The 12,670-nt window shown below is 64.3% G+C and carries 12 protein-coding genes; all 12 read right to left on the minus strand.

Annotated elements, in window-relative coordinates; translation table 11 throughout:
* Window position 1: 1 nt before the first annotated feature.
* The gene (locus V1294_RS10120) at window positions 2-1,192 is read right to left on the minus strand and encodes an ABC transporter permease (protein WP_334496773.1); all 1,191 of its coding nucleotides are present in this window, start codon (window positions 1,190-1,192) and stop codon (window positions 2-4) included.
* A 2-nt stretch (window positions 1,193-1,194) separates the two neighbouring features.
* Window positions 1,195-2,355 (minus strand): ABC transporter permease, encoded by a 1,161-nt coding sequence (locus tag V1294_RS10125; protein WP_334477517.1) that lies wholly within the window; start codon window positions 2,353-2,355, stop codon window positions 1,195-1,197.
* Window positions 2,352-3,032, minus strand: coding sequence for an ABC transporter ATP-binding protein (locus V1294_RS10130; RefSeq protein ID WP_334489516.1), 681 nt, complete (start codon window positions 3,030-3,032; stop codon window positions 2,352-2,354). Before V1294_RS10130 ends, V1294_RS10125 begins: the two co-directional genes overlap by 4 nt.
* Window positions 3,033-3,081: 49 nt before the next feature.
* A complete protein-coding gene (locus tag V1294_RS10135) occupies window positions 3,082-4,143 on the minus strand; it encodes an efflux RND transporter periplasmic adaptor subunit (RefSeq protein WP_334496774.1) in 1,062 nt (353 codons plus the stop codon).
* 409 nt (window positions 4,144-4,552) lie between these two features.
* Window positions 4,553-5,566, minus strand: coding sequence for a zinc-dependent alcohol dehydrogenase family protein (locus V1294_RS10140; RefSeq protein WP_334496775.1), 1,014 nt, complete (start codon window positions 5,564-5,566; stop codon window positions 4,553-4,555).
* A gap of 72 nt (window positions 5,567-5,638) precedes the next feature.
* Window positions 5,639-6,265: an FMN-dependent NADH-azoreductase gene (locus V1294_RS10145; RefSeq protein ID WP_334496777.1), complete on the minus strand. Its 627-nt coding sequence runs from the start codon at window positions 6,263-6,265 to the stop codon at window positions 5,639-5,641.
* A 13-nt stretch (window positions 6,266-6,278) separates the two neighbouring features.
* Window positions 6,279-7,856 (minus strand): isochorismatase family protein, encoded by a 1,578-nt coding sequence (locus tag V1294_RS10150; RefSeq protein ID WP_334496779.1) that lies wholly within the window; start codon window positions 7,854-7,856, stop codon window positions 6,279-6,281.
* 19 nt (window positions 7,857-7,875) lie between these two features.
* Window positions 7,876-8,724 carry an MBL fold metallo-hydrolase gene (locus V1294_RS10155; protein WP_334496781.1) on the minus strand — a complete coding sequence of 283 codons (849 nt, stop codon included), beginning with the start codon at window positions 8,722-8,724 and terminating at the stop codon, window positions 7,876-7,878.
* 30 nt (window positions 8,725-8,754) lie between these two features.
* A complete protein-coding gene (locus V1294_RS10160) occupies window positions 8,755-9,645 on the minus strand; it encodes an amidohydrolase family protein (RefSeq protein ID WP_334496783.1) in 891 nt (296 codons plus the stop codon).
* A complete protein-coding gene (locus tag V1294_RS10165) occupies window positions 9,642-10,760 on the minus strand; it encodes a vWA domain-containing protein (RefSeq protein ID WP_334496785.1) in 1,119 nt (372 codons plus the stop codon). The genes V1294_RS10160 and V1294_RS10165 overlap by 4 nt, the downstream gene beginning before the upstream one ends.
* Window positions 10,757-11,638, minus strand: coding sequence for an AAA family ATPase (locus tag V1294_RS10170; protein WP_334496787.1), 882 nt, complete (start codon window positions 11,636-11,638; stop codon window positions 10,757-10,759). Before V1294_RS10170 ends, V1294_RS10165 begins: the two co-directional genes overlap by 4 nt.
* An 8-nt stretch (window positions 11,639-11,646) precedes the next feature.
* Window positions 11,647-12,669, minus strand: coding sequence for a xanthine dehydrogenase family protein molybdopterin-binding subunit (locus tag V1294_RS10175; protein ID WP_334496790.1), 1,023 nt, complete (start codon window positions 12,667-12,669; stop codon window positions 11,647-11,649).
* Window position 12,670 lies beyond the last annotated feature (1 nt).

Genomic DNA, 12,670 nt, shown 5'->3' on the forward strand with positions numbered 1-12,670 from the left:
TTCAGTTCGCGTACAGGCCCTCGACGATCGGCAACCGCGCGGCCCGCAGCGCCGGAAACAATCCGCCGATCAGGCCCACGATCAGCGCAAGCGCAACGCCCTCGGCGATCAGCCAGGGACTGAGCTTGAAGTCGAACACCACCTGGGTGAAGTTGCCGCCAAGGGTCGAGGCCGTGACGCCATCGAATATCAGATAGGTGGCGGCGGCACCTAACACGCCGCCGATGACAGCGAGCAACAGCGATTCGGCGAGCGTTCCGACAAAGGCGGGGAAACCGCCGAAGCCGATGGCGCGCAGCGTTGCGATTTCCGTCGCACGCGCTGCGACCGACGAATACATCGTGTTGAGCGCGCCGGCGACCGCGCCCAGCGCCATCGCGATCGCCAAGGGCCAGCCGAGTTTCTGGATCAGGTCCGAGGTCTGCGAGGCCTGCTCGGCGAAGTAGGCCGCTTCGGATTTGACATCGAGCTTCAGCCGCGGATCGTTGTCGCTATAGCTCTTGAGCTCATTGAGTGCGGCCGGCCCGGTGAGGCGCGCACGCACGGTCTGAACGATGTTGTTGCGGTTGAACAGGCTCTGCACCACGTTGAGATCGGCCCAGATCTCGGATTCGAACACGCTGCCACCGGCCTCGAACACGCCGACGACGGTCCAGCGCGTGGCGCCGAACGACACGGTGCTGCCGAGGTCGAATCCCTCGAACTCCCGCAGCAATGCCTTGCCGACCACCACTTCGTTGCTGCCGCGGTTGAACATGCGGCCCGAGGTGATGGTAATGTCCTTGCGCAGCGTGCTGCCCTGTTCGCCGATCCCGCGCAGCGGCAGGTTGGCCTTGGTCTTGGTCGAACGCTTGATGCCGTCGACCACCAGATATAGCTCTGGCGAGATCAGCGGCTTGCCGTCGCTGCCGCGCGCGATGCCGGGACCGTCCTCGATCAGCCGCACCTGATCGCGGCTCACCGTGCTGTTGATTTCGGCCTGTGAGCCGGCCCGCAGCACGATTGCGATATCATCGGCGCCCGATCCCGCGATGGTGCGCTGAAAACCGTTGGCCATCGCCAGGAATGCGAGCAGCACGATCACCACCAGTGCAATCGCGATCACCGTCGAGAGCGAGAGCCAGCGCCGCTGCGCGATGCTCCTGAGATTGATGGCGGTGACCGCCGCGACTTGAAGCCAGAGCGAACGCATGCCTATCCCCGTCCGAGCGCGGTTGCAATTCTAAGCCGCATGGCGTTGAGCGCCGGGATGATCCCCGTGATCAGCCCCAGCGCGATCATCAGCGCCAGCCCTTGCAGGATGATGGTCGGCGATACCGCAAAAGCGGGCGCGATGCTGGCGAGGCTGTTGCGAAGCGCCATGGCGATCAGCGCCGCGATCGCCAGCCCGGGAATGCCGCCGAGCAGCGCCAGCAGCACGGATTCGCCAAGCACCATTTTAAGAATTCGCGGGCCCGAAAAGCCGAGCGTCTTCAGCACGCCGATTTCGCGGGTGCGCTCCCGGATCGACAGCGCCATGGTATTGCCGACGATCATCAGGATGGTAACGAAGGCCGCGCCCACCACCAGCAATACGATCAGCGCGATGTTGCCGAATTGAGCGGCGAACGCCTTGCCGAACGCCTTTTCGGTGTCGGTCGAGGTCTCGGCGGTGGAATTGGCAAACATCGCGTCGATCGCCTTTGCCACGCGATCGTTGTTTTCGGGCGAGGTGGTCTGGAGGATCATCCAGCCGATGGTGTCCTTGCCGAAACTGCGGGTCTCGTCGAAATAGGCGTACTGGAACAGGAGGAAGTTGGTGTCGACGTGCTCGACCTTGCCCTTGACGATGCCGGCAATGGTGAGGTCCCAGGTATGTCCGCCGCTCTTCTGGCTGAAGATGTTACTATTGAGAGGGATGCGATCGCCGATCTTCCAGCCCCACTTCTGCGCCAGGCTTTCACCGACCACCGCGCTGCCACGGTCACGCATGAAGGCTTGAAGCTGCTCGGGCGGAACTTCGAACTCGCTGCGGTAAACGTCGAAATAGGTGTTCGGCTCGATCGTGAGCGCCATGATGAAGTTTTTCGGGTCCTGATAATATCCGCCGAACCAGTTGGCGAAGGTCACCTGCCGGACCCCTTCGATCGCACGCACGCGATTGTAGTAGGCGATCGGCATCGGCTGGGTGAAGTTGATCTTGTTGACGGTGATCATCCGATCCGCGGCGGCGGCATCCTCGCCGGCCGTGAAGGCGCGATAGAATCCGGCGAGCACGCCGAAGATCATGAAGGCGATCAGGATCGACACGATCATCAGGCTGGCGCGCAATTTGCGGCGGAACAGGTTTTTCCGGATGAGGTCGAAGTCGTTCACGCGGCAAGCTCCCGTTCGACGAAGCGGCCCTTGTCGAGATGAAGCACGCGCTTGGCGTAGTTTGCCGCCGCGGGGTCATGCGTGACCATCACGATGGTCTTGCCGAGCTCGCCGTTGAGCAGTTGCAGGATCGAAAGGATCTCGTCGGCGGATTGCCGGTCGAGATCGCCGGTCGGTTCGTCGCACAGCAGCAGGTTCGGATCCGAGACGATGGCGCGCGCAATCGCCACGCGCTGCTGCTGGCCGCCCGACATTTCGCGCGGTCGGTGCTTGATGCGATCGGCAAGCCCGACCACGGAAAGCGCGGTGTGAACGCGCTCCGCGCGTTCCTTGCTGCGCAATCTGGTGAGCAGCAGCGGCAGTTCGACGTTCTGCGCCGCGGTCAGCATCGGCATCAGATTGTAAAACTGGAAGATGAAGCCGATATTGGCGGCCCGCCAGGCGGCGAGTTCACCCTCGGAGAGACCATCGATACGGTGGTCCGCAACCGCAATCTCGCCGGCGTCGGCGCGATCGATACCGCCCAGCAAATTGAGCAGCGTCGTCTTGCCCGAACCGGACGGCCCCATGACGGCAATGAAATCCCCTCGGGGGATCGCAAGATCAAGATGATCGAAGATCGAGATCGTTTCCTTGCCCTTGGTGAAACGCTTAGCTACGCCGGTAAGGCGAACCATCGGATGCTCGGCTGTCACGCTTGTCTCCTCCAGGGATTCCGGCTGGATGCTAGTTCGCGGCGGTGGTCTCAGTGGCGCCCTTTGTCTTGGCGTCGCCTAGGAAGTTCACCTTCACCGCCATGTCGGGCAGGATGCGCGGGTCTTTCTTTTCGAAGCGGATGCGAACCTTCACCGTGGCCTTCTCGCGGTTCGCGGTCGGCACGATTGCGATGACAGAGGCGGGAATTGTCCAGTCCGGATAGGCATCCAGCATCGCGTTCACGGCGCCGCCGGGAGCGACGCGGCCGATGAAGGCCTCGTTGACGTCGACTTCGATTTCGATCGAATCCATGTCGACGATGGTGCAGATGCCGGTGCGGGTGTAGCCGCCGACCGACATCGGTGAAATCATCTCGCCGGGCTGTGCGCTGCGGTCGATGACGACGCCGGCGAACGGCGCGCGGATTTGATGCTTGTCGAGCATCGAGGCGCTGCGCTTGGCGTCGATCCTGGCGGTCTCGAATTGCGACTGCGCCTGGCGCAATTGCGCGCTGAGCACGCCGACCCGGGCCTGTGCCTTGGTCAGGTCGGCCTCGGTCGCGAAATTCTTTTGCGACAGGGTTTGCACGCGCGACATAATCCGGGTCGCATCCTCCAGATCGGCGGTGATCGCGGCGACCGCGGCGTCGGCCGTCTCGACGCGGGAGCGGGCCAGCTCATAATCCCTTTCGGCAAGCACGCTATCGAGCCGGGCGACCACCTGACCGTCGGTCACGGTCATGCCTTCGTCGATGAAGACCTCGACCACCTTGCCGGTGATCTCGGCCGCAACGGTCGCCTTGCGGCGCGCCACCACATAGCCGGAAGCCGCCAGATTGCCGGCCGCCTTGCTATTCGGTGCAGGCGGCTGAGGTGTCTGTGGCTGCGCGGCGGACTGCTGTGCGATCTGTGGTGCGGTCTCCTTTGGCGGGTCCTGCCTGCGGAACTCGTAAGCGCCAAAGGCCGCGAATGCGACGACGCAGGCGACAATCGTAGCCGAGATCGGCAGCCAGCGGCGTTTCGGCCGCTCCACCTTGCTGGCGCTTCGATCGATGGTCAGCGATCTCAGCAATTTGCTCTTGTCGTCGGTCATCTTCATTTCCATCCGGCTGCTCGCTGCAACTTCCGCGCGGGCGGCATCATTTCTCGCGCTGGTGGTCTCGCTTACAGCCGGTTCACATGTCTCGCCATAGAAGGGGGCAGGCCTCAGGCTTCCCGTAAGGCAGCGACCCCAGCTCGGTCAAAATTCCCGTTGAGCTCTCGCGAGCGCCAGGCGGCGCCCGTTTTTCGACGAGGCGAATGACACGTATTTAAAGCCTAATGGTGACGGAGGCAATTCCCGGAACCAGCAAGAGTTGTATGCTCCGTGTTGCCAGTTGTGGCCATGAGCATGGAGTATCCTTCGTAAACGCCCGTCGATCCCCAAATGCGCTCAAAACTCGGCAAAATCTTGCGGCGGGAACCAGTCGTTGCAATTGGCAGTCGCCGGCGAAATGTCGCGTTCAGCCGATCTCGATCGCCACCTTCCCGAAATGCGCGCCACTCTCCATGTAGGAAAACGCCTGTTTCACCTGATCGAACGAAAAGGTCCTGTCGATCACGGGCTTCATGCGGCTTGCCGCGATGGCATCCGCCATCGCCTTGAGGTCCTCGACCGATCCGACGGTGACGCCCTGTAGCCGTTGCTGTTGCATGACCATCAATGGCAGCCGCGAGTCTGACGGCGGCGGGCCGGCGAGCACGCCGATGAAGGCGATCGTGCCGCCGATCCTGGTCGCCCTGATCGATTCGTTCAGCGTCCCGACCCCGCCCACCTCGACGACCAGGTCGACGCCGTGGCCGCTCCATTCGCGGGCTTTCTTTCCCCAGTCGGGTATCGCCTTGTAGTTCAATGTAAAGTCTGCGCCGAGCTGCTTGAGACGTTCGATCTTGGCATCGCTGGACGAGGTTGCGATGACGCGCGCACCGCACATCTTCGCAAACTGAATGGCAAACAGGGATACCCCGCCGGTGCCTTGTGTCAGAACGGTCTGGCCGGGTTTCAAGCCGCCGAGCTTGACGACCGCGCTCCATGCCGTGACCCCGGCGCAGGGAAGTGCTGCGGCTTCGATGTCGCTGAGGTGCTCTGGCGTTCGGACCAGCGCGTGCTTCGGAAATATCCGATATTCGGTGAGGACGCCGTCCACCGAGCCGCCGAGGGCTGCGCGCATCTTTGCTTCGCTCGGTTCGCCGCCGATCCAGCTTTCGAAGAAACTGCCGATGGCGCGGTCGCCGGCTGCGAATTCCCGCACGCCCGGGCCGACCCGCTCGATTACGCCCGCGCCGTCCGAAACCGGCACGAGTGGAAATTTCTGACGCGAACCGTAACCGCCCTTGACGGTGAGAAGATCGCGATAGTTCAGCGTTGCCGCCTTGAGCCGAACCAGCACCTCGCCCTCACCGGGCTCCGGCACGGGCTTGTCGACGAGGGCAAGTCCATCGATTCCGCTCGGTCCCTGTAGCTCGTAGCACTTCAACGGGGTTCTCCTTCGGCGCAGCCGGGTAAGCGACTATAGCCGGAAATGTTCCGGTTGCGCCAAGCCTAAGGATCAGAATCGCGCGGCCAGCTCGGCCAGCCGCCGATGTGCGCCTTCGCGTGCGGTGCGGATCGGTTCGAGCGGCCCGGTGGTCGGTCCGATCGGCACGAAACGCACGTCGCTTATGCCGATGAAGCGGAGCGCCTCGCGCAGATAGGGAGTCGCCATATCGATGCGGCCGCGATTCATGCCGGTGATGAAATCGCTGCCGCTCGCCAGGATCACGATTGTCGGCCTGTCCTTGAACAGCGGCAGGTACCCTTGCGCTGGATCGTAGCGGAACGCCAGCCCGGGCTGTGTGATGACGTCGATCCATTGCTTCAGCTTGTAGGGAATACCAAAATTCCACATCGGCGTCGAAATCAGCACGCGGTCGGCGAGCGCGAAGCGGAGCGCGATGCGCTCGGTGACCGCAAACGCGTCGCGCTGCGAATCCGTGAACGCGCGCCCGCCGAGGCGGGCATATTTGGCCTCCAGTACATAACCCTCGAATTCCGGCATGTGATCCCGCCACAGGTTCATCACGTCGATGTCCCAGTCCGGCCGTGCCTCGCGGAAACGATCGATGAAGACGCGCGCGCCGGCGGAGGATTCCGAGTCTGCGCGCGGCGAGCAGCTCAGGTGAAAGAGTTTTGGCATGGCCGGACTCTGTTCACCCCAATCCCCTGATAACCGCATCGGCGTTGGTGACGACGGCCACATTTTGCATCGCAAAATTGATGGAGGCGTTGTGCCAGTCGGCGTTCATGGTCGAGCAGCAGTCTTCAGGGACGATCATGAAGTAGCCCTTGTCGGCGCCGGTGCGGGCGGTGTGCTCGATCGACATATTGGTCCAGGCGCCGGTATTGATGATCATGTCGCGGCCGGTCGCCTTGAGGATGGTCTCCAGCCGCGTGCCTTCCCAGGCGCTCATCCGCATTTTCTCGACGATGAAATCGCCGGCGCGCGGCTCCAGCCCTGAAACCGGCGCGGCGCCCCAGCTTCCGCGCACCATCGCATTACTATCGACCAGCCCTTCGAACAGCGGCGCGTTGAGCGTGACGCCGGGCGCGCCCGGCTCGACGATGAACCAGACGTGGATGATGATGACGCCGCGCGCCCGCGCCGCCTCGGCGAGGCGGCGGACATTGTCGACCACGCGTTGCTGGCGCGCGTGCGCAGGCGAGCCGGAATCGGCGAACGCGCCACCCTCCATGATGACGTCGTTCTGCAGATCCTGAATGATCATCGCGCAGCGCCGCGGGTCGAGCTGCATGTCGCCGCCGGCCAATTGAGGTGCAGCGGGTGGCGTGGATCCGGTCTCGGGGCCGGTCGAAGCGCGGCCGCTCATATAGGGCTCGTGGCGCGGTCCGGCCTTGACCGGGATCGCATAGACCGAATGGGTGGCGGTCAGATAGAGCGTGCGAAAGTCAGCGCCGCCCCAGGCGAGATTGGCAACGAGTTCGGGAACGCGAACCTTGCCGAGCAACTCGCCGGCGGGAGAATAGACCCAGACGCCGCCGGGCGCCGTGACCCAGACATCGCCGCGCTGGTCGCACTTCATGCCGTCGGGCAGGCCGGGTTCGAGCTCTGAGCGAATGCCGCTGGCGAAAACGCGCGCATTGGAGAGCGAGCCATCGGCCTCGACGTCGAAGACGCGGATCAGCGCCTGCGTCGTGTCGTTGACGTAGAGCAGGCGTTCATCAGGCGAGAAGCATAGGCCGTTCGGCTGGTCGAACAGATGACGGTCGACCACGAGCTTTGGCGGGCCGCCGCCGGACGGGACGCGGTAGACGCCCTGGAATCCAAGCTGGCGTGGCCGCTCGACACCGTAGACCGGCATGCGGCCATACCAGGGATCGCTGAAATAGATCGCGCCGTTCGAATGCACGCAGACATCGTTCGGGCTGTTGAGTTCCTGATTTTCGAAGTGCGAGGCGATCACCTCGCGCCGGCCGTCGGGCCGCTCGCGGATCAATGACGAGGTGGCGTGCTCGCAGACAATGAGATTGAGCTCCGCGTCATAGGTCATGCCGTTGCATTTGTTCGACGGACGCTTGACCTCGACGACGCCGCGCTTGGCGTCCCATCGCCGCCGCACATCGCCGGGCATATCCGAGAACAGCAGATAGTGATGGACCGGATGCCAGATCGGCCCTTCTGTGAAATCGAAGCCCGTGCCGACCTGGCCGACCGGCGCATAGGGATCGATCAGGATTTCGAATTCCGGGCGCAGCGTGACATGCGTCATCGGTCCGTCCTTTCGGCGCTCAGGCCGGGAACCAGTTGCGCTGGGGCAGGCTCTGAACCACGGGGCCGGGCACTTGGTCGTGCAGCCGGCCGACCACCACGCCGCCTTCGATCTTGGCCGGGCGGTCATGAACGGGGAGCAGGTAGCGCGAATTGCTCAGGAGTTTTTTGATCGCTGCTTTTTCGGCGCGCTTGCTGGTGCCGTGATTGCCTGTCGTGCGCGGCTCGGCGTCGTGGATCTCGTTGAAGGGCGTGACGATCTGGTCGTTGAAATCGTAGATCACGTCGCCGCAGATGGTGGCGATGCCGTCGGCGGTGTGAACGTGTATGTTCATCGAGCCTTCGGTGTGGGCGTTGGCGGCGTCGCAATAGACGCCCGGCATCAGCTCGATCGGGCCGGTCACCTCGAGATCGAGGAAGCGCAGCGCGCTCCTGGTGTGCAGGCGGTCGATCAGATGCTTGATATCGGGCGCCGGATATTGCGGATGCATCAAGCCGGAGACGGAATATTCCAGCTCCTTGCGGTTGAGCACGACCGTCGTGTTCATCGGAAACAAATCGTCCTTGCCGGCATGGTCGATATGCAAATGCGTGTGGCAGACATAGCGGACATCGCCCATGCGCACGCCGTGGCGCGCGAGCTGGTTCTCGATCATGTTCTCGTGGAACTGAAGCCCGCGCATGCCCAGCGTTTCCATGATCTGGTTGGAGCGGTAGCCGGTGTCGACCACGACCGGGTAGGGGCCGCCGACGATCAGGAAGCCGAGCGTCAGGACACGGCGGGTCCGGCCGCAGTCGCGGCCAAGCACGAGGAAGCTCGATTCCAGTTCGATATCGCCATAGTCCAGAATCTTGATTTCAAGCGGCATATGTCTCTCTCCCCGAATTCTCTTGTTCGCTTAAATTCCCAACCGATAAACGCGCATCGCGGTTGTTCGCAGAACGGCATCGCGCTGGTCCGCGCGAAGATGTGCGGTCGCGGCGAGATAGGCGTCCACCAGTTCGCGATAGCTGGTCCAAAGTTTTTCGATCGGAAAATTGGAGCCGAACAGGCAGCGATCGGCACCGAAGATCGTCACCGTGTCGGCGAGGACGCCGGCGACGTGGGCCGGATCGTTGCGGTGCATGAAGGTGCCGAGGCCGGAAAGCTTTGAGACGACGTTCGGGCAGGCCGCAAGCCGCATCATTCCACCGCGCCAGGCGGATTGGCCCTGCGGCGAAAGGTCTTCCAGCATGCCGGCATGCTGCAGGATGAAGGTCACGTCAGGACAAGCTTCGGCGAGCCCGGCGGCATCCGCCATCTGCGGCGCGAACACTTGCAGGTCGAAGCTGAAGCCATACTCGGCGAGCCGCGCGACGTTGCGCCGGATCTTTGGATCGGCGCAGAGGTCCGGCCGGGCCGCAAAGCGATAGAGCGGGTTTTCGTGCCAGTGCAATTGCATGCGCACGCCACGCACCAGGGGATAGTGCGCCAGACGATCGAGTTGCGGGCGGACGTCATCGACGTTGAAGTCAGCATAGGAGACAATGGCGTGCGGCCAGCCGTGATCCTTCGCGGTCTGCTGCACCCAGGCGGTTTCGTCCTCGAAGCGATCATTGGCCCAGTTGGTTTGCACATAGACCGACCGCGTCACGCCGGAGCCTGCGAGATCATCGAGATATTCCTGGATCGGATAGTCGCGCCGGATCGGCTCATAGGGGCCGAAGATGCGCGGCTGCATCGGGCCGCTCAGCCAGGGCAGGTCGGCCTGACGCCAGATATGATGATGGGCATCGACGATTTCGGTCACGCGGCCTTCCTTTGTCCAAGCGAGAGAACGTGCGAAACGATCGCGGCTGACGATCCGCCGTCGACCAGATCATCTACGAAGCGCCGGATCGCGATCAGCGCTTCGGTCTGCGGCTGAAAGCCGGGACCGGTGGCGAGCGGTGTCAGCCAGCTCAGGCGCCAGGCACGTCGCGACAATTTTGCGACGGCGTCACGCAACGCAGAAGGATCGCCGCGCTCAAGGCCGTCGGAGACGATGACGACCGCGGCGCCGCGCGCATAGCTGCCGAATCTTGGCACCGCCAGGAACGCCTGCAGCGCATCGCCGATCCGGGTGCCGCCGTCCCAATCGCTGACCAGATGCGCGGCCGCCGACAGCGCCTGCTCGCGGCGCTTGAGGCGGAGCGCGCGGGTGACGCGGGTGAGGCGGGTGCCGAAGGTGAACACCTCGACATTGGGAGCCGCGTGCGACAGCGCATGCGCGAGCTTCATGTTGTCGTCGGTGCGCCCCTTCATCGAGCCGGAGACGTCGATCAGCAACAAAACCTTGCGCGGCCGGGCACGCCGTTTCAGCCGCCCGAGCCGCAGCACCTCGCCGTCGTTGCGCACGCTCTCGCGCAGGGTGCGGCGCAGATCCGCCCAAGGGCCGCGGCGGGCGCGCATCCGGCGATGGCCGCGTCGCCGCGGCAGCCGCGCGGGGGCCTCTCGTGACAGTCTTCGCAAGGCATCGCCGGTTTGGCTCGGCGCGAAGCGGCGTTCGACCAGCGCCTCGGCGCGAGCGGCAGCAAGACCGGATTCGTTGGCCTCGTCGGCCAGCAGCGTTTCGTCCTCGCCGCGTCCTTCCTCCTGCAGGCGAATCACTTCCTCATCTTCTGCGCCTGCGCGATCCACCGCTTCGCTGCCGAGGAAATGAATGTCGAACAGGCGGTCGTAGGTCGCGCGCCGCTCGGGCGGCGGGGCGAGCGTCGCCAAGCCGGCCTGCCGAATGGCGTCGAGGCTGCGCGGGCCCAGCAGCTCTATCGCCGCGAGGAATGCCGTTGTCTGTTCCGGTGCCACGGCAAAACCGTTGACGCGCAGCAGCGCGACAAAGGATACGAACACGCGCGCCGCGTGAGGTAGCTGAAGTTCGTCGCTCACGCGGCAGCCTCCGCAATGAGGGCATCGAGCCGGCCGGAGATGAAGGTGAGGTCTTCCTCGTCCTTCAACGCGACACCGATGGAGCGCTTGAAGGCGTCCGGCCAGCGCGCGCCGCGTGCGTGCAGCAGCGTGGCTGCTTCGGCCCAGTCCACCGCTTCGGCAATTCCCGGCGCCTTGCTCAGCGGCTCGCGCCGCAGCCGGCCGACAGCGGCGACAACAGCGCGCGCGGTTGCTTCGGCGACGCTTGACGCCCGCATCATCACGATGCGCGCCTCGCGCTCGGCCGTCGGATAATCGATCCAGTGATAGACGCAGCGGCGGCGCAACGCCTCGTGCAGGTCGCGGGTGCGGTTCGAGGTCAGCACGACGACGGGGCGTTCGGTAGCGCGAACTGTGCCGCGCTCGGGAATGGAAATCTGGAAGTCGGAGAGGAACTCGAGCAGGAACGCCTCGAACTCCTGGTCAGCGCGGTCGATTTCGTCGATCAGCAGGACGGTGGAGTCAGGCGCGCGCAAGGACGCGAGCATCGGCCGTTCGATCAGAAAAGTCTCGCCATAGATGTCGATGCTCTCTTCGCCGGCCTGGCGGATCGCGAGCATCTGGCGCGGATAGTTCCACTCGTAAAGCGCGGCCGATGCGTCGATGCCCTCATAGCATTGCAGGCGGATCAGGCGGCGGCCGAGCACGGCGGCGATGGCTTTTGCGGCTTCGGTCTTGCCGACGCCCGGCGCGCCTTCCAGTAGCAGCGGCTTGCCGAGCGCGAGCCCGAGATAGGCCGCCGTCGCGAGGCCGTCGTCCGCAAGGTAATATGCGGTCCGCAACGCCCGTTCGAGCGCCTCCGGACTGTCGATGCCAACGATGTTGCTGCGGACCGCCATGTTGTGCCTCAGCGCCGCACCTGGGGCCGCGCGCCACCCTGTGCCTTGATCGCCCGCAACACCTTTTCCGGCGTGATCGGCAGTTCATCCATCCGCACGCCGACGGCGTTGAAGATGGCGTTGGCGACCGCCGGCAGTACGGGATTGGCGCACATCTCGCCGGGGCCTTTGGCGCCGAACGGTCCATCGGCCGCGGGGCGTTCCAGCACCGCGATATCGTGCGGGCAGATATCGCCGGGGCCGGGCATCAGATACTCGACGAAATCGCGCGGGCCATGCGCGGGGTCGGGATAATAGGGCTCGGGCGTTTCAAACAGCGCGTGGCTGATCCCCATCCACGCGCCGCCGACGAGCTGCTGCTCCACCAGCCGCGGATTGAGCGCGCGGCCCAATTCATACGCGCTGTCCATCCGCACCATGGCGACCTCGCCGGTTTCGTCGTCGACCTCGACCTCGGCGACAAGGCAGGCGTGCGCGTAGCAGGTGGCGGGCGACATCTCGCCGGTCTCGGGATTAACCTCGGACAACGGCACCAGAAAGATGCCGCGTCCGGATATCGTCTTGCCCTGCTTGAACTGCGCGGCGATGGCGACGTCCTTGGTGGAGATCGAGCGGTGCGGCGCGCCCTTGACGTGGATGTTGCCGCGCCCGTCGGTATCGAGATCGGCGGCGTTGACCTCCAGTTCCTCGGCGGCGGCTTCCATCATGACGCCGCGCGCTTCCTTGGCCGCCGCCATGACAGCATTGCCGACGCGATGGGTGCCGCGCGAGGCGAACGAGCCCATGCAGTGCGGCCCGGTGTCGGAGTCAGCGGTGTCGACATAGACGTCTTCTACGGGCACGCCGAGCGTCTCCGCGCAGATTTGCCGCGTCACCGACTTCATGCCCTGGCCGAGGTCGATCGACGACAGGGACACCGTGAACTTGCCGCTGGGGTTGGAATGAACCAGCGCCTGGCTGGGGTCGCCGCCGAGGTTCATGCCGATGGGATAGTTGATCGAGGCGATGCCGCGTCCGCGATGCTTGGCCATG

Origin of the sequence: Bradyrhizobium sp. AZCC 1678, assembly GCF_036924765.1 — a bacterium.
In the GTDB taxonomy this organism is placed as follows: Bacteria; Pseudomonadota; Alphaproteobacteria; order Rhizobiales; family Xanthobacteraceae; genus Bradyrhizobium; species Bradyrhizobium algeriense.